At 59.5% G+C, this 25,345-nt stretch carries 23 protein-coding genes; 15 read left to right on the top strand and 8 right to left on the bottom strand.

Annotation, left to right across the window (positions count from 1 at the left end; all coding sequences use genetic code 11):
• Positions 1–32 precede the first annotated feature (32 nt).
• The 4 genes from gyrB to dnaA are packed head-to-tail and all read right to left on the bottom strand — an operon-like array spanning position 33 to position 6,245.
• Positions 33–2,450, bottom strand: a complete 2,418-nt coding sequence (gene gyrB, locus ASF84_RS21885) for a DNA topoisomerase (ATP-hydrolyzing) subunit B (protein ID WP_056840969.1) — start codon at positions 2,448–2,450, stop codon at positions 33–35.
• Between the two features lie 4 nt (positions 2,451–2,454).
• Entirely contained in the window at positions 2,455–3,558 is a 1,104-nt protein-coding gene (gene recF / locus ASF84_RS21880; RefSeq protein WP_056840968.1) for a DNA replication/repair protein RecF, read from the bottom strand.
• A 24-nt stretch (positions 3,559–3,582) separates the two neighbouring features.
• Positions 3,583–4,686 carry a DNA polymerase III subunit beta gene (dnaN, locus tag ASF84_RS21875; RefSeq protein WP_056840967.1) on the bottom strand — a complete coding sequence of 368 codons (1,104 nt, stop codon included), beginning with the start codon at positions 4,684–4,686 and terminating at the stop codon, positions 3,583–3,585.
• Between the two features lie 38 nt (positions 4,687–4,724).
• Entirely contained in the window at positions 4,725–6,245 is a 1,521-nt protein-coding gene (dnaA, locus tag ASF84_RS21870) for a chromosomal replication initiator protein DnaA (protein ID WP_056840966.1), read from the bottom strand.
• A 586-nt stretch (positions 6,246–6,831) separates the two neighbouring features.
• Between dnaA and rpmH the strand changes: the two genes are divergently transcribed.
• From rpmH to mnmE, 5 genes are all read left to right on the top strand, one after another.
• The gene (gene rpmH, locus ASF84_RS21865; RefSeq protein WP_002551315.1) at positions 6,832–6,966 is read left to right on the top strand and encodes a 50S ribosomal protein L34; all 135 of its coding nucleotides are present in this window, start codon (positions 6,832–6,834) and stop codon (positions 6,964–6,966) included.
• A 16-nt stretch (positions 6,967–6,982) separates the two neighbouring features.
• Positions 6,983–7,384, top strand: coding sequence for a ribonuclease P protein component (gene rnpA / locus ASF84_RS21860; protein WP_056841500.1), 402 nt, complete (start codon positions 6,983–6,985; stop codon positions 7,382–7,384).
• A complete protein-coding gene (yidD, locus tag ASF84_RS28695) occupies positions 7,377–7,619 on the top strand; it encodes a membrane protein insertion efficiency factor YidD (protein ID WP_082481769.1) in 243 nt (80 codons plus the stop codon). The genes rnpA and yidD overlap by 8 nt, the downstream gene beginning before the upstream one ends.
• A gap of 2 nt (positions 7,620–7,621) precedes the next feature.
• The gene (yidC, locus tag ASF84_RS21855) at positions 7,622–9,298 is read left to right on the top strand and encodes a membrane protein insertase YidC (RefSeq protein ID WP_056840965.1); all 1,677 of its coding nucleotides are present in this window, start codon (positions 7,622–7,624) and stop codon (positions 9,296–9,298) included.
• A gap of 77 nt (positions 9,299–9,375) precedes the next feature.
• Positions 9,376–10,746: a tRNA uridine-5-carboxymethylaminomethyl(34) synthesis GTPase MnmE gene (gene mnmE, locus ASF84_RS21850; protein WP_056840964.1), complete on the top strand. Its 1,371-nt coding sequence runs from the start codon at positions 9,376–9,378 to the stop codon at positions 10,744–10,746.
• 532 nt (positions 10,747–11,278) lie between these two features.
• Here mnmE and ASF84_RS21845 read toward each other — a convergent pair.
• The 4 genes from ASF84_RS21845 to ASF84_RS21830 all read right to left on the bottom strand — a co-directional run bounded on the left by ASF84_RS21845 (position 11,279) and on the right by ASF84_RS21830 (position 15,994).
• Positions 11,279–11,926, bottom strand: a complete 648-nt coding sequence (locus ASF84_RS21845; RefSeq protein WP_056840963.1) for an RBBP9/YdeN family alpha/beta hydrolase — start codon at positions 11,924–11,926, stop codon at positions 11,279–11,281.
• 61 nt (positions 11,927–11,987) lie between these two features.
• A complete protein-coding gene (locus ASF84_RS21840) occupies positions 11,988–14,441 on the bottom strand; it encodes a TonB-dependent siderophore receptor (protein ID WP_056840962.1) in 2,454 nt (817 codons plus the stop codon).
• Between the two features lie 108 nt (positions 14,442–14,549).
• Complete coding sequence (locus ASF84_RS21835; RefSeq protein ID WP_056840961.1) at positions 14,550–15,488, bottom strand: FecR domain-containing protein; 939 nt, start codon at positions 15,486–15,488, stop codon at positions 14,550–14,552.
• The gene (locus ASF84_RS21830; protein ID WP_056840960.1) at positions 15,488–15,994 is read right to left on the bottom strand and encodes a sigma-70 family RNA polymerase sigma factor; all 507 of its coding nucleotides are present in this window, start codon (positions 15,992–15,994) and stop codon (positions 15,488–15,490) included. The genes ASF84_RS21835 and ASF84_RS21830 overlap by 1 nt, the downstream gene beginning before the upstream one ends.
• Before the next feature lie 595 nt (positions 15,995–16,589).
• Here ASF84_RS21830 and mnmG point away from each other — a divergent pair.
• The 10 genes from mnmG to atpA all read left to right on the top strand — a co-directional run bounded on the left by mnmG (position 16,590) and on the right by atpA (position 25,329).
• Positions 16,590–18,482 carry a tRNA uridine-5-carboxymethylaminomethyl(34) synthesis enzyme MnmG gene (gene mnmG / locus ASF84_RS21825; RefSeq protein ID WP_056841499.1) on the top strand — a complete coding sequence of 631 codons (1,893 nt, stop codon included), beginning with the start codon at positions 16,590–16,592 and terminating at the stop codon, positions 18,480–18,482.
• Positions 18,479–19,153 (top strand): 16S rRNA (guanine(527)-N(7))-methyltransferase RsmG, encoded by a 675-nt coding sequence (gene rsmG, locus ASF84_RS21820; protein WP_056840959.1) that lies wholly within the window; start codon positions 18,479–18,481, stop codon positions 19,151–19,153. The genes mnmG and rsmG overlap by 4 nt, the downstream gene beginning before the upstream one ends.
• Positions 19,154–19,171: 18 nt before the next feature.
• Positions 19,172–19,963 carry a ParA family protein gene (locus ASF84_RS21815; RefSeq protein ID WP_056840958.1) on the top strand — a complete coding sequence of 264 codons (792 nt, stop codon included), beginning with the start codon at positions 19,172–19,174 and terminating at the stop codon, positions 19,961–19,963.
• 7 nt (positions 19,964–19,970) lie between these two features.
• On the top strand, positions 19,971–20,855 hold the full coding sequence (locus tag ASF84_RS21810) for a ParB/RepB/Spo0J family partition protein (RefSeq protein ID WP_056840957.1): 885 nt from the start codon (positions 19,971–19,973) through the stop codon (positions 20,853–20,855).
• A gap of 146 nt (positions 20,856–21,001) precedes the next feature.
• Entirely contained in the window at positions 21,002–21,418 is a 417-nt protein-coding gene (locus ASF84_RS21805) for a F0F1 ATP synthase subunit I (RefSeq protein ID WP_056840956.1), read from the top strand.
• 7 nt (positions 21,419–21,425) lie between these two features.
• Positions 21,426–22,295: a F0F1 ATP synthase subunit A gene (gene atpB / locus ASF84_RS21800; RefSeq protein WP_056840955.1), complete on the top strand. Its 870-nt coding sequence runs from the start codon at positions 21,426–21,428 to the stop codon at positions 22,293–22,295.
• 133 nt (positions 22,296–22,428) lie between these two features.
• On the top strand, positions 22,429–22,686 hold the full coding sequence (gene atpE / locus ASF84_RS21795; protein ID WP_002555987.1) for a F0F1 ATP synthase subunit C: 258 nt from the start codon (positions 22,429–22,431) through the stop codon (positions 22,684–22,686).
• 57 nt (positions 22,687–22,743) lie between these two features.
• Entirely contained in the window at positions 22,744–23,214 is a 471-nt protein-coding gene (locus ASF84_RS21790; protein ID WP_056840954.1) for a F0F1 ATP synthase subunit B, read from the top strand.
• Between the two features lie 12 nt (positions 23,215–23,226).
• Positions 23,227–23,763 carry a F0F1 ATP synthase subunit delta gene (locus ASF84_RS21785; RefSeq protein ID WP_056840953.1) on the top strand — a complete coding sequence of 179 codons (537 nt, stop codon included), beginning with the start codon at positions 23,227–23,229 and terminating at the stop codon, positions 23,761–23,763.
• A 21-nt stretch (positions 23,764–23,784) separates the two neighbouring features.
• Positions 23,785–25,329 carry a F0F1 ATP synthase subunit alpha gene (gene atpA, locus ASF84_RS21780; RefSeq protein ID WP_056840952.1) on the top strand — a complete coding sequence of 515 codons (1,545 nt, stop codon included), beginning with the start codon at positions 23,785–23,787 and terminating at the stop codon, positions 25,327–25,329.
• Positions 25,330–25,345: the final 16 nt, after the last annotated feature.

Here is a 25,345-nt window from a genome sequence, read left to right as displayed (position 1 = left end):
GCTGGCAGGGGCTTTTCATTGTTGCGCTTACATCAGAAGTCCAGGTTGGACACGGCCAGCGCGTTGCTTTCGATGAAGTCGCGGCGCGGTTCTACGGCGTCGCCCATCAAGGTGTTGAAGATCTGGTCGGCGCCAATGGCGTCTTCGATCGTCACCTTGAGCATGCGACGCACGCTCGGGTCCATGGTGGTTTCCCACAGCTGGTCCGGGTTCATTTCGCCCAGCCCTTTGTAGCGCTGGATGGTGTGACGCTTGGTGCTTTCGGTCATCAGCCATTCAAGCGCCTGCTTGAACTCGGTGACCGGCTTCTTGCGCTCGCCACGCTGGACGTAGGCACCTTCTTCGAGCAACGAGCTGATCTGGGCACCGAGCACGGTGACCGTCCGGTAGTCGTTACTGCCGAAGAAGTCGCGGTTGAAGGTCACGTAGCTGGAGAGGCCGTGGGAGATCAGTTCGACTTCCGGCAGCCAGACGTTACGCTCGCGGTCTTCACGCAGGCTGGCCTTGTAGGTCAGGCCCGATTTTTCGACCGTGCGCAGGCGCACTTCGAACCTGGCCAGCCAGTCTTGCATGGCGGCGTGGTCGGACAGTTGCTCCAGCGTCACCGCCGGCAGGTAGACGAAGTGCTCGGTCAGCTCCTGAGGGTACAGGCGCGACAGGCGCTTGAGCGTCTTCATCACGGTCCGGAACTCGTTGACCAGGCGCTCCAGGGCTTCACCGGAGATGCTTGGGGCCGATTCGTTCAGGTGCAGGCTGGCGTCTTCCAGGGCCGACTGGGTCATGTATTCTTCCATGGCCTCGTCGTCCTTGATGTACTGCTCCTGCTTGCCCTTCTTGACCTTGTACAGCGGCGGCTGGGCGATGTAGATGTAGCCGCGCTCGATCAACTCCGGCAACTGACGGAAGAAGAAGGTCAGCAGCAGGGTACGGATGTGCGAGCCGTCGACGTCAGCATCGGTCATGATGATGATGTTGTGATAGCGCAGCTTGTCGATGTTGTACTCTTCGCGACCGATACCGCAGCCCAGCGCGGTGATCAGCGTGCCGACCTCCTGGGACGAGATCATCTTGTCGAAGCGGGCCTTCTCGACGTTGAGGATCTTGCCCTTGAGCGGCAGGATGGCCTGGGTCCGGCGGTTGCGGCCTTGCTTGGCCGACCCACCCGCAGAGTCACCCTCGACCAGGTACAGTTCAGAAAGGGCAGGGTCCTTTTCCTGGCAGTCGGCCAGTTTGCCCGGCAGGCCGGCGATGTCCAGCGCGCCTTTGCGGCGGGTCATCTCACGGGCCTTGCGCGCGGCTTCACGGGCACGGGCAGCGTCGAGCATCTTGCCGACCACGGCCTTGGCTTCGTTCGGGTTTTCCAGCAGGAAGTCGGAGAAGTACTTGCCCATCTCCTGTTCCACAGCGGTCTTGACCTCGGACGAGACCAGCTTGTCCTTGGTCTGCGAGCTGAACTTGGGGTCCGGAACCTTGACCGAAATGATCGCGGTCAGGCCTTCACGGGCATCGTCACCGGTGGTAGCGACCTTGTGCTTCTTGGCCAAACCTTCCTGCTCGATGTAGTTGTTCAGGTTACGCGTCAGGGCGGAGCGGAAGCCCACCAGGTGCGTACCGCCATCGCGCTGTGGAATGTTGTTGGTGAAACACAACAGGTTCTCGTTGAAGCTGTCGTTCCACTGCAGGGCAATCTCGACACCCACGCCGTCGTCACGCTGGACGTTGAAGTGGAAAATCTGGTTCACGGCCGTTTTGTTGGTGTTCAGGTATTCGACGAAGGCACGCAGGCCGCCTTCGTACTTGAACATTTCCTCTTTGCCGGAGCGTTCGTCCTTGAGCAGGATGCCGACGCCAGAGTTGAGGAACGACAGCTCACGAATCCGCTTGGCCAGGATGTCCCAGCTGAAGTGGATGTTCTTGAAAGTTTCGGCCGAAGGCTTGAAGTGGATCTGGGTACCGGTGGTTTCGCTCTCGCCAACGATTTTCATCGGCTCTTGCGGCACGCCGTGCACGTAGGTCTGTTCCCAGAGCTTGCCGCTGCGACGCACGGTCAGTTGCAGCTGTTCGGACAGGGCGTTGACCACCGACACACCGACGCCGTGCAGGCCGCCAGAAACCTTGTAGGAGTTGTCGTCAAATTTACCGCCGGCGTGCAGCACGGTCATGATGACTTCGGCTGCCGAAACGCCTTCTTCTTTATGGACGTCTACCGGAATACCGCGGCCGTTGTCGCGCACGGTAATCGATTCGTCTGGGTGGATGATGATACTGATGTCGTCGCAATGGCCGGCCAGAGCTTCGTCGATCGAGTTATCAACCACCTCGAACACCATGTGGTGCAGACCGCTGCCATCGTCTGTATCGCCGATGTACATCCCGGGACGCTTGCGTACGGCATCCAGTCCTTTCAGCACCTTGATGCTGGAGGAGTCGTACGTTTGGTTTTCGCTCATGCAATCACTCCCGATGGTCGTGGGTCTGGGTGATACGGCCATGTTCCACGTGGAACACGGCAACTGGCGTTTCCGTCTGCCAGTCATCGATCAATAATTCGTGATCTACACAGGTGATGAACACCTGGCAGCGTAAGTCTTCAAGCAAGCGACAAAGCGCGCGGCGGTGGTGGTCATCCAGTTCGGAGGGCAGGTCATCCACCAGGTAGATGCACTGTCCTCGACGCGCCTGGCTGACGAGGTGGCCTTGCGCAATGCGCAGGGCACAGACCACCAGCTTCTGCTGACCGCGGGACAAGATGTCGGCCGCGTTGTGGGCTCCGAGCCTCAGGCGCAGATCTGCGCGCTGGGGCCCGGCCTGGGTATGGCCTATCTGCCGATCGCGCTGCAAGGAGGAGGCGAGCACCGTGCCCAGCTCTTTCTCCTTGTCCCAGCCGCGGTAGTAGCTCAGGGTCAGACCTTCAAGGTCGACCAGTTCGCTTAATGTCTTTTCAAAAACCGGCTTCAGGGCCTTGATGTAAGCGCGCCGGAATTCGTCGATTTCGTTGCTGGCCAGGCACAATTCCCGGTCCCATGCCACTTGCGAAGCGGTGTCAAGTGTACCATGCCGCAGCCATGAGTTTCGCTGCCGCAGGGCTTTCTGCAGGCGCTGCCAAGTGGCCATGAAGCGAGGTTCCACGTGGAACACACCCCAGTCCAGAAACTGCCTGCGGATCTTGGGAGCCCCTTCCAGCAGCCGGAAGCTGTCCGGGTTGATCAACTGCAGTGGCAGGGTTTCGGCGAGTTGGGCCGTGCCTCGTGCATTCTGACCATCGATACGAATCTGGAATTCACCCTGACGGTCACGGGAAATGCCCAGGTTGCTGTGGCCGCCTTCAATCAGTTCGACCTGACCGAATACCGTGCAACTGGGCTGTTCATACTGGATGACCGGCAGCAGCCGGTTGCTGCGAAACGAACGCGCCAGACCCAACAGGTGCACGGCTTCCAGCACGCTGGTTTTGCCACTGCCGTTGGCGCCGTGGAGTATGTTGATACGCGGAGAGGGGGAGAAGGTCACCGGGTGCAGATTGCGCACCCCGGTGACCGAGACGCGACTGAGAGACATCAGGCTGCGCTATGCATCAGAGGGTCACAGGCGCATCGGCATGACGACATAGGCCGAGTCGTCATTGTCAGACTCTTGCACCAGGGCGCTGCTGTTGGAGTCGGACAGGATCAGACGCACCTGCTCGGTGGTCATCACACCCAGTACGTCCAGCAGGTAACTGACGTTGAAGCCGATTTCCAGTGAGTCGCCGTTGTACTCGACACCGATTTCTTCTTCGGCTTCTTCCTGTTCGGGGTTGTTGGCCTGGATCTTCAGCTGACCGCTGGCCAGTTGCAGACGAATGCCACGGTACTTTTCGTTGGACAGGATCGCGGTGCGGCTGAACGCTTCACGCAGCGCCTGACGGTCGCCCAGTACCAGCTTGTCGCCACCCTTGGGCAGTACACGCTCGTAGTCCGGGAATTTGCCGTCGACCAGTTTGGAGGTGAAGGTGAATTCACCGGTGGTGGCGCGAATGTGGTGCTGGCCCAGCACGATGCTGACAATGCCGTCCTGCTCGGTGAGCAGGCGGGCCATCTCCAGGATGCCCTTGCGCGGCACGATGACCTGGTGACGATCGGCCTGTCCGATCTCGGCAGCCATCGAGCACATGGCCAGACGGTGACCATCAGTGGCGACGGCACGCAGTACACCGCTGTTGACCTCCAGCAACATGCCGTTGAGGTAATAGCGCACATCCTGCTGGGCCATGGCGAAACTGGTGCGCTCGATCAGGCGACGCAGCTTGCTTTGCACCAGGTCGAAGGTCAGCGAGCCCGGGCCTTCTTCGACGGTCGGGAAGTCGTTGGCCGGCAAGGTCGACAGGGTGAAACGGCTGCGACCGGCCTTGACCAGCAACTTCGACTCCTCGAGCTTGATGTCGATCAGAACGTCGTTGGGCAGGCTTTTGCAGATGTCCATCAGCTTGCGCGCCGGCACGGTGATTTCACCGGGCTCGGCAGGCTCTTCCAGTTGGACGCGGCCAACCAGTTCCACTTCAAGGTCGGTGCCGGTCAGCGACAGTTGCTGACCCTGAACGACCAGCAGCACGTTGGAAAGCACCGGCAAGGTCTGGCGGCGTTCGACTACGCCGGCGACCAATTGCAGGGGTTTCAACAGGGCTTCGCGTTGAATGGTGAAATGCATGGTCTAGTCCCTTGCCTCGATAAACTGCACTGGCATCATCATGTGGTCAATGTACGCAGCAGGTTCTTGTAGTCCTCGCGGATATCCGCGTCGGATTCCTTGAGTTCGTTGATCTTGCGGCAGGCGTGCAACACCGTGGTGTGGTCACGCCCGCCAAATACGTCGCCGATCTCCGGCAGACTGTGGTTGGTCAGTTCCTTGGACAGTGCCATGGCCACCTGACGGGGGCGGGCGACCGAACGGGAACGACGCTTGGACAACAGATCGGAAATCTTGATCTTGTAGTACTCGGCCACCGTGCGCTGGATGTTGTCCACACTCACCAGCTTGTCCTGCAAGGCCAGCAGGTCCTTGAGCGATTCACGAATCAGCTCGATGGTGATGTCGCGGCCCATGAAGTGCGAGTGGGCAATGACCCGCTTGAGCGCGCCTTCCAGTTCACGAACGTTGGAGCGAATACGCTGGGCGATGAAGAAGGCCGCATCGTGCGGCAGCTCGACCTTGGCCTGGTCGGCCTTTTTCATCAGGATCGCCACGCGGGTCTCAAGCTCGGGCGGCTCGACCGCAACGGTCAGGCCCCAGCCGAAACGCGACTTGAGACGTTCTTCCAGGCCTTCGATTTCCTTGGGATAGCGGTCACTGGTAAGAATGACCTGCTGGCCGCCTTCAAGCAGTGCGTTGAAGGTATGGAAAAACTCTTCCTGGGAACGCTCTTTACGGGCGAAGAACTGGATGTCATCGATCAGCAGCGCATCGACCGAACGATAGAAGCGCTTGAACTCGTTGATCGCGTTGAGCTGCAACGCCTTGACCATGTCGGCCACGAAGCGCTCGGAGTGCAGGTACACGACCTTGGCGTTGGGGTTCTTCTTGAGCAGGTGATTGCCCACCGCGTGCATCAAGTGCGTCTTGCCCAGGCCCACGCCGCCATAAAGAAACAGCGGGTTGTAGCCATGCTTGGGGTTGTCGGCCACCTGCCAGGCCGCGGCCCGGGCCAGTTGGTTCGACTTACCCTCGACGAAGTTCTCGAAGGTAAAGGTGCGGTTCAGGTAGCTGGTGTGCTTGAGCGCACCCTCGACCTGCACGGTACGCCCTTCGGCGCGCACAGGCGCCTGCTGGCTGGCGGCGCCGGCCAGGGGATCGAAGCTGTCACGCGAAGGCTCGTCGCTTTCGGCCTGGCGCACCGGTGCCGGTGCCGGCGTGGTGATCACCGCCGGTGCACTGTTGACCGGTGCAGGGCTGGCTGGCGAGCCCTGGGCCGCTGCAGCCGCCGCGGCCAGAGGCGCGTTGGGTGCCGCACGGGGCGCCGAGCTGCGCTTGCTGCCTATTAATAAGGAAAGCGCAGGCGCCATGCCCTGACCGTGCTCGCCAATGAGTTCGAGCAGGCGGCCCAGGTACTTTTCATTGACCCAGTCGAGCACGAAGCGGTTGGGTGCATAGACGCGCAACTCGCTGCCTTCGGCTTCGACCTGTAGCGGGCGGATCCAGGTGTTGAATTGCTGGGCCGGCAGCTCATCGCGCAAAAGCTCCACGCACTGCTGCCAAAGTTCCACTGACACGGATATCCCCTGAGTTGAAAGCCGCTAAGGCAAAAACAGCGGCCATTGTAGCGATCACCGACCGACTTATCCACATGTAGGTGGCCGCACCGTCTTTTATCCAAAAAATTTATCCCCTCCGATTGCTGAAAATATCAACACTTAAGCCCTGTGGATAACCGCCCTTCAGGTCTTTGCATAAGTAGGGGGTCAAGCCTGTGCATAACCTGCCTGTGGATAAAAAGCACTTTAATACACAGCTTATCCGGAGGCGCAGCACAGCCAGAGCACCGCTTCTCGACAACCTTTTGAAACGCTGTACACCTTGTAATAAAAGGCTTACAGATGGTTATCCACAGATGAGGGGGTGCGTAAGAGTAACAGCTGTATCAAAAAAGCTTTATAAAAAGACTTCTTGTTTCTATAACGACGCAGGCTTTACAGCTCACCGCTGAAACCTGGTGGACAGCGCGCAGCATCTTTATAGAGAACTCGTTGAAGTAAACGCTGGTTGGAAATTGACCTATCCGCTTGCTTTCTCTAGAATCGCCGGTCTCTTAAAACGGGGGCCATTCCGGCCCGTTGTCGACGAACCAGGTAACACGCCATGAAACGTACTTTCCAACCCAGCACTATCAAGCGCGCCCGCACTCACGGTTTCCGTGCCCGCATGGCCACCAAAAACGGCCGCGCCGTTCTGTCGCGTCGTCGTGCCAAAGGCCGTAAGCGTCTGGCCGTCTGATTCTCCGGTACAGGTGGTGAGTCAGGACTACGGTCGGGAAAAGCGTCTGCTTACCCCCCGGCATTTCAAGGCAGTCTTTGACTCCCCCACCGGCAAGGTTCCGGGAAAAAATCTCCTGATCCTTGCACGCGACAACGACCTTGATCATCCCCGTCTCGGGCTTGTGATCGGTAAGAAGAGCGTCAAGCTCTCGGTTGAGCGCAATCGCCTGAAACGCCTGATCCGCGAATCGTTTCGCCTGCACCAGGACAACCTGGTCGGCTGGGACATCGTGATCGTCGCGCGTAAAGGGCTGGGTGACCTGGGTAATCCAGAACTGACCCAGCATTTTGGCAAGCTCTGGAAGCGTCTGGCACGCAGCCGGCCTGTGACTCCAGAGAAAACCGAACCTGCAGGGGTGGACAATCCTGATGCGTAAACTGGCACTCGTTCCGATCCAGTTCTATCGCTATGCCATCAGCCCATTGATGGCCAGTCATTGTCGTTTCTACCCCACTTGCTCCTGCTACGCCCTGGAAGCCATTGAACATCATGGCGTTCTGCGCGGCGGCTGGCTGACCCTCAGACGATTAGGTCGCTGTCATCCGTGGAATCCCGGTGGCTATGATCCGGTTCCACCCGTTCCCTCCCGATCTTCTTCGATGGCCGAGTAATCATGGATATTAAACGCACGATCCTGATCGGCGCCCTGGCAATCGTGACCTATGTCGGCGTTCTGAAATGGAACGAAGACTACGGCCAGGCTGCTTTGCCGACCCCGACTGTTGCTGCTACCACTACCAATGCCGATGTACCGGCTGCCGCCACCGATGGTGCCGCGAACGCTGATGTACCGACTGCGGCCGGAGCCACTGCGGCGCCTGTCGAAACCCCCGTTGCAGTCAGCAAGGATCTGATCAAAATCAGCACAGACGTGCTCGATCTGGCCATCGATCCAGTCGGTGGTGACGTTGTCCAGCTGCGTTTGCCGCTGTACCCACGTCGTCAGGACCGTCCGGAAATCCCGTTTCAACTGTTCGATAACGGGGGCGAACGTCTTTTTCTGGCACAAAGTGGCCTGACCGGCACCAACGGTCCGGATGCACGTGCTACCGGTCGTCCGGTTTATTCGTCGACCCAGAAAAGTTATCAACTGGCTGACGGCCAGAATGAACTGGTCGTCGACCTGAAATTCTCGGAAAACGGCGTCAATTACACCAAGCGTTTCACTCTGGACCGCGGCCTTTACGATCTGAAGGTCACCTACCTTGTGGATAACCAGAGCGCACAGCCCTGGTCGGGTAACCTGTTTGGCCAGTTGAAGCGTGATGCCAGCTCGGATCCATCGTCGACGACCGCCACCGGCACCGCCACTTACCTGGGCGCTGCCCTGTGGACACCTTCGGAGCCGTACAAGAAAGTGTCGATGAAGGACATCGACAAGGGTCAGGTGCGTGAAACCGTGCAAGGCGGCTGGGTGGCCTGGCTGCAGCACTACTTCGTGACTGCCTGGATCCCCGAGTCCAATGTCAGCAATGCCATGCAGACCCGCAAGGACAGCCAGGGCAACTACATCATCGGCTTCACCAGCCCGACTGTGACCGTAGCGCCTGGTGCGCAAGGCCAGACCGGCGCCACGCTGTATGCCGGTCCGAAAAGCCAGGCGGTGCTCAAAGAGTTATCCCCAGGCCTGGAACTGACAGTCGACTACGGCATCCTGTGGTTCATTGCCCAGCCGATCTTCTGGCTGCTGCAACATATCCACGCCGTGCTCGGTAACTGGGGCTGGTCGATCATTGTCCTGACCATGCTCATCAAGGGTCTGTTCTTCCCGCTGTCGGCCGCCAGCTACAAGTCCATGGCGCGCATGCGCACCGTGGCACCGAAGCTGGCTGCGCTGAAAGAACAGTTCGGTGACGATCGCCAGAAGATGTCCCAGGCGATGATGGAGCTGTACAAGAAAGAGAAGATCAACCCGCTGGGTGGATGCTTGCCGATTCTCGTGCAGATGCCAGTGTTCCTGGCGCTCTACTGGGTACTGCTGGAAAGCGTCGAGATGCGCCAGGCCCCGTGGATCCTGTGGATCACCGACCTGTCGATCAAGGATCCGTTCTTCATCCTGCCGATCATCATGGGCGCGACCATGTTCATCCAGCAGCGTCTGAACCCGACACCACCGGACCCGATGCAGGCCAAGGTGATGAAAATGATGCCGATCATCTTCACCTTCTTCTTCCTGTGGTTCCCGGCCGGTCTGGTGCTGTACTGGGTTGTGAACAACACCCTGTCGATCCTGCAACAGGCCTACATCACACGTAAGATCGAAGCGGCTTCCAAGAAAGCAGTCGTCTGATCTAACCTTGTGAACAAGTTGTACAAGACGCCCCCTCGTGGGGCGTTTTGCTATCTGTCAGTTTTTCAGGAGTCGCCATGAACGCCCCTCGTGAGACCATCGCTGCCATTGCCACTGCCCAGGGCCGGGGAGGCGTCGGCATCGTGCGTGTGTCCGGTCCGCTGGCCGGCAAGGCCGCACGCGCCATCACCGGCCGCGAACTCAAGCCACGCTATGCCCATTACGGTCCGTTCGAAGACGCACACGGGCAGGTGCTGGACGAAGGCATCGCCCTGTATTTTCCCGGCCCGAATTCATTCACCGGTGAAGATGTACTGGAGCTGCAAGGCCACGGCGGACCTGTGGTGCTGGACATGCTGCTGCAACGCTGCGTGCAACTGGGGTGCCGCCTGGCACGACCCGGTGAATTCAGCGAACGGGCATTCCTCAACGACAAGCTTGACCTGGCACAGGCTGAAGCCATCGCCGACCTGATCGAGGCCAGCTCGGCCCAGGCTGCCCGCAATGCGCTGCGCTCGCTGCAGGGGGCATTCTCCCAGCGTGTGGATAAACTCACCGAGCTGTTGATCGGCCTGCGCATGTATGTGGAAGCAGCCATCGACTTTCCCGAGGAGGAAATCGACTTCCTGGCCGATGGCGTGGTGCTGGGCAAGCTCGATGGCGTGCGCGAGATGTTATCCACAGTCGTGCGCGAAGCCGGGCAGGGTGCCTTGCTGCGGGACGGCATGAACGTGGTGATCGCCGGTCGGCCAAATGCCGGCAAGTCCAGCCTGCTCAATGCCCTGGCCGGGCGTGAAGCGGCGATCGTGACCGACATTGCCGGCACGACTCGCGATGTGTTGCGTGAACATATCCACATCGACGGCATGCCACTGCACGTGGTCGACACCGCCGGTTTGCGCAACACCGAGGATCAGGTGGAGATGATCGGTGTGCAGCGTGCCCTCAAGGCCATTGGTGAGGCTGACCGCATCCTGCTGGTGGTCGACGCGACGGCACCCGAAGCAAGCGACCCGTTTGCCCTGTGGCCGGAATTTCTCGAAGAGCGTCCAGACCCGGCCAAAGTCACCCTGATCCGCAACAAGGCGGACCTGAGCGGCGATGCGGTCGGGCTTGAAACCAGCGACGACGGTCATGTCACCATCAGCCTCAGCGCCAAGGCGGCAGGCACCGGCCTGGATCTGTTGCGAGAGCACCTCAAGGCCTGCATGGGTTATCAACAGACATCGGAAAGCAGCTTCAGCGCCCGTCGCCGCCACCTGGATGCGCTGCACCGCGCCAGCCGCTTCCTGGAGCACGGCCGTGCACAGCTGACCCTGGCGGGCGCCGGCGAACTACTGGCCGAAGACCTGCGCCATGCGCAGCAAGCCTTGGGCGAGATCACCGGGGCGTTCAGCTCCGATGACTTGCTGGGCAGGATCTTTTCCAGTTTCTGCATCGGCAAGTAGTCGTACGCGACCACACCAGACGGTTTGTGGATAAACAGCGGCCGCAACGGCCGTTGTTTCGCAACAGAAATTGTCCACAGCCCCACGATTATCATCCGATCTCATCTTGCACACCGGCAGCAGGTTCTGCCGGCGAAGCGCTGTGGACAGAAATCCTGTCTGCCGCCTTGACGCCGCTGCAGGGCGGAGCACTGTCACGCAGCAAACATGGGACCGGTGGGAGACGGCTTGCCGGGGCCCGCTTGCCGGTGATCGGTTGTGCAGCAGATGTGTTTCATCGATTGCCGTGAGCGCTTCGCGCTCAATCGCCGGCACGCCGCCTCCCACAAGGGATGGGGATTAAGCTAAATGAAATCAATAAGTTATTTTGTATTTGATAAGCGCGCGCTTTGTGAATTTGACCGAAAAGACATGAATTTTGTGGATAATCCTTTAAATTCAGCTAGTTAATTTTCTTTGACACAATTTAATACCGCTCATTCCAAGTTACCCACAAGCCCGTCAGCCCCCGGATAACGGGGCTCTCAGGCATTTACCGGACTGACATCTCCTTTTTCAGCTCTTCCAGCACCCGTGGAAAGGTCTTGAAGCCCTCGGCTTCCAGAAAATGCCCGCCCTCCGGCAGTGAAACAAACCGCGCCTCGAGTCTTTTCGCCAAGGCTGCGCTTACCGCATGCGGCACCACCGCGTCATTGCGTGCGGCAATCACCACGCGGTTGTGGGTAAGTTGAATCAGCTTGCGGTAATCCAGGTCAGGCCGGATAAAGCCGTCGATTTGTGGAATGTTCGACAGGCGGTCATTGAAGCCGGATACCAGCACATAGCCGCCCACTGTGGATAAGTCCTTGCGCGTCGCCAGGTACTGCAACAGCGCAATGCTGCCCAGACTGTGTGTCACAAACCACGAATGTTCATCCGGGTGCGGTATCTGCGCTTGCAGAGCCTGTTGCCACTGTTGTGGCTGTGGGTTGACGGCGGGAGACAGCTCGACGATCGACACACGGGTGCCGGTTTCTTCGAGGCGTTGCTTCAACCAGGCAAACCAGTGGTCGTCGGGCGTGGCGCGATAGCCATGGACGATATAGACATGCGCCGCCTGTTCGGCAGCGAGGGCAAGCGGCGTCAGCGTCAGCAGAACCGCTGCGAGCAGGCGTTTGAATCGAGATCTGTGGATAAACACAACAGCTCCTGAGCAGGTCGGGGTGTCGTTAACTTAGCACTCCGACCCCTCAGGCACAGGCCTACCAGTTATACGAAACCGTCCCCAACACGGTGCGGCTGTCACCCCAGTAGCAGCGACCGGCGTCGTTGCAGCCTGACACGTACTCCTTGTCGAACAGGTTGCGGGCGTTCAGATCCACCGACCAATGGCGGTCGACCTGATAACCAATGGCGGCATCCACCAGCGTGACGTCGCCGGAATCGAGCCGGCCGTACAGGCTCGGTTGCGTGTAGGCGAAAGTACTGTCGAAGTAGCGCACGCCGCCGGCGATCGACAGGCCGTTCAATGCGCCGTCCAGGAAGCGATACTTGGTCCAGACCGAAGCCTGGTTGCGTGGTACCCCGGTCACCTGATGATCCTCGATCAGCGAGCCTGGAGCATCCTTGGTCACCCGGGCATCGGTGTAGGTGTAGGCGGCGGTGAGATTCAGGTGGCGGGTGATATCGCTGTTGATCTCCAGCTCCACGCCCTTGGCCCGGCTTTCGCCGATTTGCCGGTAGGTGGATGTGTTGGCGTCCAGATAGGTGTCATCTTCCTTGCGCAGGTCGAAGACGGACGCGGTCATCGCTGTATTCCAGCCGGCCGGCTCGTATTTCACACCCACTTCGACCTGCGAGCTGGTGATCGGGTCCAGCGGCGCGCCGCCATTGGAGATCTGCTGCACCGGCACGAACGCGGTGGAGTAGCTGGCGTAGGGGGTCAGGCCATTGTCAAAGCGGTACATCAGGCCGGTCTGCCAGGTGAACTTGTGGTCATGGCCATTGATATCGCCGGTAGGCGCCAGCTTGTTGCGAAAATCGCTTTCAACCCAGTCCTGGCGACCGCCCAGCAGGAAGATCCAGTTGTTCCAGGTGCTTTGCATCTGGGTGTAGACACCCTGCATCTGCTGACCGAGCAACGTGTTCTGCACCGCAATGGAAGTCGCCGGATCACGGGCATAGACCGGATCGAAAATGTTGATCTGCCCGGCAAAACCGGCGTCCCAGTCCTGGCTGAATGAAGTGCGGTCGTAGCTGGCGCCCACCAGCCAGGTGTTATCCACAGCGCCGGTGCTGAATTTGCCTTCCAGCTGGTTATCCAGCGAGTACACCATCGACTTGTTGCCACGGTCGTAGGCGGTGACATTCAGCTGGGTGCCGAAGCCTGCGTTGTTCAGACTGCCCGGCCAGGTCTCGTGGCGGTTGATACGTGATTGTTGATAACGCGAGTTCTGCCGGAATTGCCAGTCTTCGTTGAAGCTGTGGATAAATTCATAGCCCAGGCTCCAGGTTTCGCGCTCGAAGGTGTTCCAGCCGGGTACGCCCAGCATGGTGTCCTTGTCGAGCTTGCCATTGGGGTTATCCAGCAGGGTGCCGGCGGCCGGCAGGCCCAGCTCCATATTGGTGTGGTCCTTCTGGTAATGGCTGAGCAGGGTCAACTGGTTGGCGTCGTCGAAATTCAGGGTCAGGGACGGCGCGATGTACAGACGATCATCCGGCACATGGTCAGTCTGGGTGTCAGCCTTGCGCCCCAGCATCACCACCCTGCCCTGGACCGTGGCGCTGTCGTTCAGGGGACCGGAGATATCCACAGCCAGTTGCCGGCGGTTGTTGGAGCCATAGCTCAGTTGTACCTCACCTTTGGGCGTGGCGGTGGGGCGCTTGCTGACCAGGTTCACCAGACCGCCGGGCGCATTCTCGCCGTACAGGATCGAGGACGGCCCGCGGAAGATTTCCACCCGCTCCAGCCCATACGTGTCGGTGGTGGTGTCATAGCGATTGCCTTGCACACGTAGTCCGTCGCGCAGCAAGCCATAGCCGTAGTCGGTGGCGTTGAAGCCGCGGATGAAGAACAGATCGCCCGCCAGGCCATCGCCGGCCGCAAAAGGCGGGGCGAAAATGCCTGGCACATAGCCGAGCACTTCGGTGAGCGTCTGGGCTTTCTGGTCCTTGATGCGCTGTTCGGTCACCACCGATACCGAGCGCGGTGTCTCGCTCAACAGTGTGCTGGTCTTGGTCCCGGCACGGCTGGCGCCGGCCTTGTATCCGCTGTCGCTGGCGCTGTCCCGGGCAAACGGGTCGACACCGCTGCCACTGATACGGGTCTCGTCCAGCGTCATCGCGCCGGTGGCTGGCAGCGCCTGCAGTGTATAGCTGCCAGGCGCCTGAGACACGGCCTGCAGCCCCGAACCCTGCAGCAACCGGGCAAAGCCCTGGTCCACCGAGAACTCGCCTTGCAGGCCCGTTGTACGACGGCCTGCGGTCTGGGCCGGAGAGAACGACAGGATGACATTGGCCTGGGCTGCAAACTGGCTCAGGGCGTTATCCACAGGCCCTGCGGCCACGGCAAAGCGTTGCACGGTCATTGCAGGCTGAGCCTGGACCTGGCAGGCCAGCAGTGGATAAATCACGGCGCCGCCGATCAACAGGCTGTAAGCGATACAGTGCCTGGACAGCGGTTGGCGAACATAGGACGGAATCGGAGCGAAGCGCATGACGTGTGACCCTGAAGATGGCAAGGATTCGCGTTGATCGCGATTATCAGCAGGGCCGTGTCAGGTTCAAAAAAGATCACCCCGCTTGCAAAAAATGTTCAGGGACGCTCAAGCGCTGTAACTGACCGATACCCAATAAGGTGTGAACCAGCGCACGGTGATGGGCTGGCTGGCCTGCAGGTTGGCCAGTACCGCCTCAAGCGCATCCAGGCGAAAGGTACCGGACACCCGCAGACTGGCAGCGCGCTCGTCACAGCGTATGACGCCATGACGGTAACGGCCCAGTTCGGCCAGTACATCCCCCAGCCGGGCGTCGAGCACGATCAAGCGGCCTTCGACCCAGGCCACCTGCGCAGGCTGATACTTGCCCACAGCCCCGACGGTGCGAGTATCGAACGCCGTGCATTCTCCGGCCTTGAGCACGGCGACTTTATCCACCGCCGCCTCGGGATGGATGCGCACACTGCTCTCCAGAACGCCCACCTCGGTCCGTTCCGAACGCTGGCGCACACCGAAGAGCGTGCCCACGGCCTGAATGGATCCGTGTTGCGTCACCACCCGCAAAGGCCGCTGATCACCGCGTTTGCCGGTGCGCACCAGGATCTCCCCGTTGCGCAGATGAATCAGCCGCTGCCTGGCATCGAAGCGTATATCGAGCGCCGTGTCGGTATTGAGGTCGACCCGGCTACCGTCGGCCAGCTCGATCCGGCGTTGCTGGCCTGTGCCGGTGCGGTAGTCGGCCCAGTTATCCACCGCGTCTTGTGCCTGCCAGCCAACAAGGCCTGCAGCGGGAAGCAGCAATAACAATTTGAGCACCTGACGGCGTTGGCCACTGGCGGACAAGGCCTGGCGGGTTGCCTGGCCGGGCAGGGTGCACAGGCTGCGCTGCAAAAGCTCCATCTGCTGCCAGGCGACCTGATGCGCCGGATCGCTGGCCAGCCAGCGCAGCCAGGCCTGGCGCTGCGCATTGTCAGGTGGCTCGGACTGAAACTGCACGTACCAGGTAGCCGCCGCTTCAAGCACCCGACGCTCGACCGGACTGGCCATTACAGCGTTGCCATCAGTACGGAGCATTCGGTCAAGGCACGGATCATGTGCTTCTTGATGCTGCTCAGGGACAGCCCCAACTGATCGGCCACCTGTTGATAAGTCAGGCCGTCGACCTGGGTCATCATGAAAATCCTGCGCGTGCGTGCGCCCAGGCCGGCCAGGGTCTTGTCCACAGCCATCAGGGTTTCAATGATCACCGCCTTGTCTTCTTCGCTGATCGCTACTGCTTCGGGTCGGGCCGCCATGCTTTGCAGCCACGCCTGCTCGATGGTGCGGCGTCGATAGCGATCAATGACCAGGCCGCGGGCAATGGTCGTCAGGTAATCGCGGGGCTCACGAATATCGGCTGCATTGCGGGCAGCCAGGATGCGCACAAAGGTGTCATGGGCCAGATCAGCCGCATCGCAGGTGTTGGACAGCTTGCCCTTGAGCCAGCCATACAGCCACGAATGGTGCTGTTCGTAGATCGACTGAACCGCTGCCGTATGGGAAGGAGAGGGCATGAGGGGGATTCTGAGCCAGTGAATGATAATCGCTATTATTCATTTACGGCCGGGGCTACGACAAGGGTCCTTTTTCATGACGAGCTCACAGACTTTCGTGATTTTCTTCAAAAAAAGTTATCCACATGGAAAAAAATCATCGAAAGCGCCTGTTTCCGGGCACTTGAGAAGCATGAACAGAGTATTTCAGCTGCCTGTGCATGCATAAATAAGCCCTGTGCATAACCCGCCTTCAGCCCGGTTGATAAGCAGGCTCGAAAACTGGGCACAACTGCCCCTGTGGACAAATCGTACTTTAATCCACAGGCCAAACAGAGTTATCCAAAGCCCCCAGAGGTACATGAACACAGACTTTTGAAACGTTGTACACATTGTAAACCGTGGCTTACAGAGATCTATCCACAGAAAGGTGCCTCAGTAACATAAGCATTAAAAACAAGGTTTTAAAAGATTTCTTTCTTTCTAATTTTTTTACACATCCCGCCTTTTTGCACAGCTGGTCATTTTTTGTTCAACGGGTTTCATTCAGGTGGGTGAAGTCCCTATACTTGTCAGCTATCCCGATTTTTCATCTACAACAGGCACGAGGTGCGTGGTGGATTTCCCTTCCCGTTTTGAAGTGATCGTCATCGGTGGCGGTCATGCCGGTACCGAGGCGGCACTGGCCTCGGCACGCATGGGCGTTAAGACGCTGCTGTTGACGCACAACGTGGAAACCCTTGGGCACATGAGCTGCAACCCTGCCATTGGTGGCATCGGTAAAAGCCATCTGGTCAAGGAAATCGATGCCCTCGGCGGCTCGATGGCTGTGGCCACGGACATGGCCGGTATTCAGTTCCGTGTGCTCAACAGTCGCAAGGGTCCAGCCGTACGTGCCACCCGCGCCCAGGCCGACCGGGCCATCTACAAGGCCGTCATCCGCGAAATCCTGGAAAACCAGCCCAACCTGTGGATTTTCCAGCAGTCCTGCGACGACCTGATCGTCGAGCAAGACCAGGTGCGTGGCGTCGTGACCCAGATGGGCCTGCGTTTTCTTGCCGATTCAGTGGTGCTGACCACCGGCACCTTCCTGGGCGGGCTGATTCATATCGGTTTGCAGAACCATTCCGGTGGCCGTGCCGGTGATCCACCGTCGATTGCCCTGGCCCACCGCATGCGTGAACTGCCGCTGCGCGTCGGGCGCCTGAAGACCGGTACGCCACCGCGTATCGATGGCCGCTCGGTCGACTTTTCGGTCATGAGCGAACAGCCGGGCGACACGCCGATTCCAGTGATGTCGTTCATCGGCAACAAGGAACAGCACCCGCGGCAGGTCAGTTGCTGGATCACGCACACCAATACGCGGACCCACGAGATCATCGCCGCCAACCTGGATCGCTCGCCGATGTATTCCGGTGTGATCGAAGGTGTCGGCCCGCGCTATTGCCCGTCGATCGAAGACAAGATCCATCGCTTTGCCGACAAGCAGAGCCACCAGGTGTTCATCGAGCCCGAAGGCCTGAACACCCACGAGCTGTACCCCAACGGTATCTCGACGTCCTTGCCGTTTGACGTGCAGTTGCAGGTGGTGCGTTCGATCCAGGGCATGGAAAACGCCCATATCGTGCGTCCCGGCTATGCGATCGAGTACGACTACTTCGATCCGCGTGACCTCAAGTACAGCCTGGAAACCAAAGTCATCGGCGGCCTGTTCTTCGCCGGGCAGATCAACGGCACCACCGGCTACGAAGAAGCTGGCGCCCAAGGCCTGCTGGCCGGAACCAACGCCGCCTTGCGTGCGCAGGGCAAGGAAAGCTGGTGCCCGCGCCGCGACGAGGCGTACCTGGGCGTGCTGGTCGATGACCTGATTACCCTGGGCACCCAGGAACCGTACCGGATGTTCACCTCCCGGGCCGAGTACCGCCTGATCCTGCGCGAAGACAACGCCGACCTGCGCCTGACCGAAAAAGGGCGTGAGCTGGGTTTGATCGACGATGCCCGCTGGGCGGCGTTCTGCACCAAGCGCGAAAGCATCGAGCGTGAAGAACAGCGCCTGAAAAGTACCTGGGTACGCCCTGGTACCGAGCGCGGTGATGCGATTGCCGAACGTTTCGGCACACCGTTGACCCACGAATACAACCTGCTCAACCTGCTGACCCGCCCGGAAATCGACTACGCCAGCCTGGTGGCGCTGACCGGGGAAGGTTGCAGCGATCCACAAGTGGCCGAGCAGGTCGAGATCAAGACCAAATACGCCGGTTACATCGAACGGCAACAAGACGAAATCGCCCGGCTGCGCGCCAGCGAAGACACGCGCCTGCCTGTGGATATCGACTACGTGTCGATTTCCGGATTGTCCAAGGAAATCCAGTCCAAGCTGGGGATAACTCGTCCTGATACCCTGGGCCAGGCTTCGCGTATTCCCGGCGTCACGCCGGCAGCGATTTCCCTGCTGCTGATTCACCTGAAAAAACGCGGCGCAGGCCGTGAGCTGGAGCAAAGCGCTTGAGTGCCATGGTGACACCGCAACACGCCGAAGAATTATCCACAGGGGCACGTGAACTGGGCATCGAGCTCAGTGACAGTCAGCACAGCCAGTTGCTGGCCTATCTGGCCCTGTTGATCAAATGGAACAAGGCCTACAACCTCACGGCGGTGCGCAACCCTGACGAAATGGTGTCCAGACACCTGCTCGACAGCCTCAGCGTGGTGCCGTCTGTCATCGCATCGTCCGGCGATACGGCCACCATCGACGGCTCGCGCTGGCTGGATGTCGGTAGCGGCGGCGGCATGCCGGGCATTCCACTGGCGATCCTGTTTCCGCAGGCGCACATTGCGTTGCTCGACAGCAACGGCAAGAAAAGTCGTTTCCAGACCCAGGTCAAGCTGGAGCTGAAGCTGGACAACCTCGAGGTTATCCACAGCCGTGCCGAAACCTGGCAGCCTGCGGCGCCGTACACCGGGATCATTTCCCGGGCGTTCAGCAGTCTTGAGGATTTTGCCGGGTGGACACGTCACATGGGTGACACCCAAACACGCTGGCTGGCAATGAAAGGGCTGCATCCAAGTGAGGAACTGTTAGCATTGCCGACAGATTTTCGTCTCGATAGCGCTCGGGCCCTGGCCGTTCCAGGTTGCCAAGGCCAGCGCCATCTGCTGATACTGCGCCGCACGGCATGATTGGGAACACAAGCAAGAATGGCTAAGGTATTCGCAATAGCGAACCAGAAGGGTGGAGTGGGCAAGACCACCACCTGCATCAACCTCGCCGCGTCATTGGTCGCGACCAAGCGCCGCGTGCTGTTGATCGATCTCGATCCACAAGGCAATGCCACCATGGGCAGCGGTGTGGATAAACACACGCTGGAGCATTCGGTCTACGATCTGTTGATCGGCGAATGCGACCTGGCCCAGGCCATGCGGTTTTCCGAGCACGGTGGCTACCAGTTGCTGCCCGCCAACCGCGACCTGACGGCCGGTGAAGTGGTCCTGCTGGAAATGCAGATGAAGGAAAGTCGCCTGCGCAATGCGCTGGCGCCGATCCGCGAGAACTACGACTTCATTCTCATCGACTGCCCGCCGTCGCTGTCGATGCTGACGCTCAACGCCCTGGTGGCCGCCGATGGCGTGATCATCCCCATGCAGTGCGAGTACTTTGCCCTTGAAGGCCTGAGCGACCTTGTGGATAACATCAAGCGTATCGGCGAGCTGCTCAACCCGAACCTGAAGGTCGAAGGGCTGCTGCGCACCATGTACGATCCGCGCCTGAGCCTGAGCAACGATGTCTCGGCCCAGCTCAAGGAACATTTCGGTGACCTGCTCTACGACACCGTGATACCGCGCAACGTCCGTCTGGCCGAAGCGCCGAGTTTCGGCATGCCGGTACTCAGTTACGACAAGTCGTCACGTGGCGCGCTGGCCTACCTGGCCTTTGCCGGTGAGCTGGTCCGTCGTCAACGTCGCAGTCCAAAAGCTGCCAAGCCCGCCTGAGGAAACCATGGCCGTCAAGAAAAGAGGTCTCGGACGCGGGCTGGACGCACTGCTGAGCAGTCCGAACAGCATACCGACCATCCCGTTGCTGGAAGAACAGGCCAGCCAGATCGATCAGCGCGAGCTGCAGCACGTGCCCCTGGACAAGATCCAGCGCGGCAAGTACCAGCCGCGTCGTGACATGGATCCTGTGGCGCTGGAAGAACTGGCCCAGTCGATCCGTGCCCAGGGCGTGATGCAGCCGATCGTGATCCGTCCGATCGGCGGCGACCGCTTTGAAATCATCGCCGGTGAACGCCGCTGGCGCGCGAGCCAGCAGGCCGGAGTCGAGACGATTCCGGCCATGGTCCGCGACGTGCCCGACGAAACGGCCATCGCCATGGCGCTGATCGAGAACATCCAGCGCGAGAACCTCAATTCGGTCGACGAGGCGATGGCACTGCAGCGGTTGCAGCAGGAATTCCAGCTGACCCAGCAACAGGTGGCCGATGCGGTCGGCAAGTCGCGGGTCAGCGTGGCCAACCTGCTGCGCCTGACCACCTTGCCGGACGTCATCAAGACCATGCTGTCGCATGGCGACCTGGAGATGGGACATGCCCGTGCATTGCTCGGTTTGCCTGAAGAACGGCAGGTCGAGGGGGCGCGACACGTTGTCGCACGGGGTCTGACGGTACGCCAGACCGAGGCGCTGGTCAGGCAGTGGTTGAGCAGTGCCCCGGAGCCGGTCGAAGCGACACGCCCCGATCCCGATATAAGTCGACTGGAACAGCGTCTGGCAGAGCGTCTGGGGTCTTCGGTGCAGATCCGCCACGGGCAGAAGGGCAAGGGGCAACTGGTGATCCGGTACAACTCGCTGGATGAGCTGCAGGGTGTCCTTGCCCACATCCGCTGAAACAATTGCGTTGTAGCGTGTAGTCGGAAATCAGTTCCTTGGAGTTGAACGAGGGCTGAACCGCCCCTATACTCTGCGCGCATTTTGTCGGCACAAATTATGCCAAGTTAACGATGATGGCGACCGACAACCGAGGAGCTATTGCGATGGAATCACGCAAGCCAGACCGCCTGCCGTTCCACCGCCTTGCGGTTTTCCCGGTTCTTTTGGCGCAGTTGATCGTCGTTCTGCTGGCTGCCTTGGCGCTGTGGCAGTGGAAGGGAGTCGTAGCCGGATATTCGGGGCTTTGTGGGGGCCTGATAGCGTGGCTGCCCAATGTGTATTTTGCTCACAAGGCATTCCGGTTCACCGGGGCCCGAGCCGCCAGAGCCATCGTCCGGTCTTTTTATGCCGGCGAGGCAGGCAAACTGATTTTGACGGCGGTGCTTTTCGCACTGACGTTCGCAGGGGTGAAGCCATTGGCGCCACTGGCTGTATTTGGCGTGTTCATGTTGATCCAGGCGGTCAACTGGTTCGCACCCCTGTTGATGAGAACAAGACTTTCCAGACCTAAGGGCGTTTGAGGCAACCATGGCAGCAGAAACCGCTTCGGGCTATATCCAGCACCACTTGCAGAACCTGACCTTCGGTCGGCTCGCTGATGGCAACTGGGGCTTTGCCCACACCGCAGCAGAAGCAAAGGAAATGGGCTTTTGGGCCTTCCACGTCGATACACTCGGCTGGTCGGTCGCTTTGGGCGCCCTTTTCATTCTCATTTTCCGCATGGCCGCCAAGAAGGCCACATCCGGCCAGCCGGGTGCCTTGCAGAACTTCGTCGAAGTGCTGGTCGAGTTCGTCGATGGCAGCGTGAGGGACAGCTTCCATGGCCGCAGTGCCGTGATCGCGCCCCTGGCCCTGACCATCTTCGCCTGGGTGTTCATGATGAACGCCATCGACCTGGTGCCGGTGGACTGGATTCCGGTCCTGGCGGCCAAGATCAGCGGCAACGAGCACATCTTCTTCCGTGCCGTACCGACCACTGACCCGAACGCGACCCTGGGCATGGCCCTGTCGGTCTTCGCACTGATCATTTTCTACAGCATCAAGATCAAGGGCATCGGCGGCTTCATCGGCGAACTGACCCTGCACCCGTTCGGCAGCAAGAACGTCTTCGTTCAGGCGCTGCTGATCCCGGTGAACTTCCTGCTGGAGTTCGTGACCCTGATCGCCAAGCCAATCTCTCTGGCACTGCGTCTGTTCGGTAACATGTACGCCGGCGAACTGGTCTTCATCCTCATTGCCGTGATGTTCGGCGCCGGCCTGTTGTGGCTGAGCGGCCTGGGTGTCGTGCTGCAATGGGCCTGGGCGGTGTTCCACATCCTGATCATCACCCTGCAAGCCTTTATCTTCATGATGCTGACCATCGTCTACCTGTCGATGGCTCACGAAGATAACCACTAAGATCGCCTCGCGGCGTTTCTGAACCCTCTCGCTGCGGTGAGAGGGTGCCCGCGAGGGCTGATGTACTGACGATTCGTTTTATCGCTTCAAACTAAAAAACCTAACCAATACGACGTAAAAGTCGGGAGGAAAGATGGAAACTGTAGTTGGTCTTACCGCTATCGCTGTTGCACTGCTGATCGGCCTGGGCGCACTGGGTACTGCAATCGGCTTCGGTCTGTTGGGCGGTAAATTCCTGGAAGGCGCAGCTCGCCAGCCAGAAATGGTTCCAATGCTGCAAGTCAAGATGTTCATCGTCGCCGGCCTGCTCGACGCCGTGACCATGATCGGTGTTGGTATCGCTCTGTTCTTCACCTTCGCAAACCCCTTCGTTGGTCAACTCGCTGGCTAATCACTCGAGTCTTCGAGTTGATGGGTGGGATGGACAACGTAAGAGCGAGGTGTTGGCGTGAACATTAATGCAACCTTGATTGGCCAGAGCATTGCGTTCGCGATCTTTGTACTGTTTTGCATGAAGTATGTGTGGCCTCCGGTCATCACGGCTTTGCGCGAACGTCAGAAGAAGATCGCGGATGGATTGGACGCTGCCTCTCGAGCTGCTCGCGACCTGGAGCTGGCCCAAGAAAAGGCCGGTAACCAGTTGCGCGAAGCCAAGGCTCAAGCAGCCGAGATCATTGAGCAAGCCAAGAAGCGCGGCAACCAGATCGTCGACGAGGCCCGTGAACAGGCTCGTGTCGAGGCGGACCGTGTGAAGGCTCAGGCTCAGGCCGAGATCGAGCAAGAACTGAACAGTGTCAAGGACGCGCTGCGTGCCCAACTGGGTACCCTGGCCGTCAGTGGCGCCGAGAAGATCCTGGGCTCCACAATCGATCAAAACGCGCACGCAGAGCTGGTCAATAAACTGGCTGCTGAAATTTAAGCGAGGGCGATCATGGCAGAACTGACCACGTTGGCCCGACCTTACGCGAAGGCGGCCTTCGAGCACGCTCAGGCTCACCAGCAACTGGCCAATTGGTCAGCCATGCTCGGCCTGGCTGGTGCGGTGTCACAAGATGACACCATGCAGCGCCTGCTCAAGGCCCCGCGACTGACGAGCGCACAAAAGGCCGCCACTTTTATCGAAGTGTGCGGCGACAAGGTTGATGAGAAGGCACAGAATTTCATCAATGTCGTAGCCGAAAACGACCGTCTCCTGCTGTTGCCGGAGATTGCCGCCCTGTTCGAGCTGTACAAGGCTGAACAGGAAAAATCGGTAGACGTTGATGTGACCAGTGCATTCGCATTGAACCAAGAACAGCAAGACAAACTCGCCAAGGTTCTCAGTGCACGGCTCGGCCGGGAAGTGCGCCTGCATGCTGCGGAGGATGCCAGCCTTATCGGTGGCGTCGTTATCCGCGCCGGCGACCTGGTTATCGATGGCTCAGTTCGCGGCAAACTCGCGAAGCTGGCCGAAGCATTGAAATCTTGAGTTTGAAGGGGCAGCAGAGCAATGCAGCAACTCAATCCTTCCGAAATAAGTGAAATCATCAAGGGCCGCATCGATAAACTCGATGTAGCCTCCCAAGCCCGCAATGAAGGCACTGTCGTCAGCGTGTCTGACGGTATCGTGCGGATTCACGGTCTGGCCGACGTTATGTACGGCGAAATGATCGAGTTCCCTGGCGGCGTCTACGGCATGGCCCTGAACCTGGAGCAAGACTCCGTGGGTGCAGTGGTCCTGGGTGCGTACACCACCCTGGCCGAAGGCATGAGCGCCAAGTGCACCGGCCGCATCCTGGAAGTTCCTGTAGGTAAGGAACTGCTGGGTCGCGTTGTCGACGCACTGGGCAACCCGATCGACGGCAAGGGCCCGCTGAACAACACCGAGACCGACGCGGTCGAGAAAGTTGCTCCGGGCGTGATCTGGCGTAAGTCGGTAGACCAGCCTGTACAGACTGGCTACAAGGCTGTCGATGCCATGATCCCTGTCGGCCGTGGCCAGCGCGAGCTGATCATCGGTGACCGTCAGATCGGCAAGACCGCTCTGGCGATCGACGCGATCATCAACCAGAAAGACAGCGGCATTTTCTGCGTCTACGTTGCCATTGGTCAGAAGCAATCGACCATCGCCAACGTGGTTCGCAAGCTGGAAGAAAACGGCGCACTGGCCAACACCATCATCGTCGCGGCAAGCGCATCGGAATCGGCTGCTCTGCAGTTCCTGGCTCCGTACGCCGGTTGCACCATGGGTGAATTCTTCCGCGACCGCGGCGAAGATGCCCTGATCGTGTACGACGACCTGTCCAAGCAGGCCGTGGCTTATCGTCAGATCTCCCTGCTGCTGCGCCGTCCACCGGGCCGCGAAGCTTACCCGGGTGACGTGTTCTATCTCCACTCCCGTCTGCTGGAGCGTGCATCGCGCGTTTCCGAAGAGTACGTAGAGAAGTTCACCAATGGCGCAGTGACCGGCAAAACCGGTTCCCTGACCGCTCTGCCGATCATCGAAACCCAGGCTGGCGACGTTTCCGCGTTCGTTCCGACCAACGTGATCTCCATCACCGACGGTCAGATCTTCCTGGAATCGGCCATGTTCAACTCGGGCATCCGTCCTGCAGTGAACGCCGGTGTTTCGGTATCGCGTGTCGGTGGTGCTGCCCAGACCAAGATCATCAAGAAGCTTTCCGGTGGTATCCGTACCGCTCTGGCTCAGTACCGTGAACTGGCGGCATTCGCCCAGTTCGCATCTGACCTGGACGAAGCCACCCGCAAGCAGCTCGAGCACGGTCAGCGCGTTACCGAACTGATGAAGCAGAAGCAATACGCACCGATGTCGATCGCTGACATGGCGCTGTCGCTGTATGCCGCCGAGCGTGGGTTCCTGACCGACGTCGAAATCACCAAGATCGGCAGCTTCGAACAAGCGCTGATTGCCTACTTCCACCGCGATCACGCCGCCCTGGTGGCGAAGATCAACGTGAAGGGTGACTTCAACGACGAAATCGACGCTGGCATGAAAGCCGGTATCGAGAAGTTCAAGGCCACCCAAACCTGGTAAGCCGCAGCGGGGGCTC

Source organism: Pseudomonas sp. Leaf127 (assembly GCF_001423155.1).
Classification (GTDB): domain Bacteria; phylum Pseudomonadota; class Gammaproteobacteria; order Pseudomonadales; family Pseudomonadaceae; genus Aquipseudomonas; species Aquipseudomonas ovata.
The sequence above is the reverse complement of the archived record's forward strand: the minus strand, read 5'-3'. Positions and strand labels throughout refer to the sequence as shown.

What these genes read in the sequence shown, in the direction of transcription:
- gyrB (WP_056840969.1), bottom strand. Translation starts at nt 2,450, where the DNA reads ATGAGCGAAAACCAAACGTACGACTCCTCCAGCATCAAGGTGCTGAAA.
- recF (WP_056840968.1), bottom strand. Translation starts at nt 3,558, where the DNA reads ATGTCTCTCAGTCGCGTCTCGGTCACCGGGGTGCGCAATCTGCACCCG.
- dnaN (WP_056840967.1), bottom strand. Translation starts at nt 4,686, where the DNA reads ATGCATTTCACCATTCAACGCGAAGCCCTGTTGAAACCCCTGCAATTG.
- rpmH (WP_002551315.1), top strand. Translation starts at nt 6,832, where the DNA reads ATGAAACGTACTTTCCAACCCAGCACTATCAAGCGCGCCCGCACTCAC.
- yidD (WP_082481769.1), top strand. Translation starts at nt 7,377, where the DNA reads ATGCGTAAACTGGCACTCGTTCCGATCCAGTTCTATCGCTATGCCATC.
- yidC (WP_056840965.1), top strand. Translation starts at nt 7,622, where the DNA reads ATGGATATTAAACGCACGATCCTGATCGGCGCCCTGGCAATCGTGACC.
- mnmE (WP_056840964.1), top strand. Translation starts at nt 9,376, where the DNA reads ATGAACGCCCCTCGTGAGACCATCGCTGCCATTGCCACTGCCCAGGGC.
- ASF84_RS21840 (WP_056840962.1), bottom strand. Translation starts at nt 14,441, where the DNA reads ATGCGCTTCGCTCCGATTCCGTCCTATGTTCGCCAACCGCTGTCCAGG.
- ASF84_RS21835 (WP_056840961.1), bottom strand. Translation starts at nt 15,488, where the DNA reads ATGGCCAGTCCGGTCGAGCGTCGGGTGCTTGAAGCGGCGGCTACCTGG.
- ASF84_RS21830 (WP_056840960.1), bottom strand. Translation starts at nt 15,994, where the DNA reads ATGCCCTCTCCTTCCCATACGGCAGCGGTTCAGTCGATCTACGAACAG.
- ASF84_RS21815 (WP_056840958.1), top strand. Translation starts at nt 19,172, where the DNA reads ATGGCTAAGGTATTCGCAATAGCGAACCAGAAGGGTGGAGTGGGCAAG.
- ASF84_RS21810 (WP_056840957.1), top strand. Translation starts at nt 19,971, where the DNA reads ATGGCCGTCAAGAAAAGAGGTCTCGGACGCGGGCTGGACGCACTGCTG.
- ASF84_RS21805 (WP_056840956.1), top strand. Translation starts at nt 21,002, where the DNA reads ATGGAATCACGCAAGCCAGACCGCCTGCCGTTCCACCGCCTTGCGGTT.
- atpB (WP_056840955.1), top strand. Translation starts at nt 21,426, where the DNA reads ATGGCAGCAGAAACCGCTTCGGGCTATATCCAGCACCACTTGCAGAAC.
- atpE (WP_002555987.1), top strand. Translation starts at nt 22,429, where the DNA reads ATGGAAACTGTAGTTGGTCTTACCGCTATCGCTGTTGCACTGCTGATC.
- ASF84_RS21785 (WP_056840953.1), top strand. Translation starts at nt 23,227, where the DNA reads ATGGCAGAACTGACCACGTTGGCCCGACCTTACGCGAAGGCGGCCTTC.
- atpA (WP_056840952.1), top strand. Translation starts at nt 23,785, where the DNA reads ATGCAGCAACTCAATCCTTCCGAAATAAGTGAAATCATCAAGGGCCGC.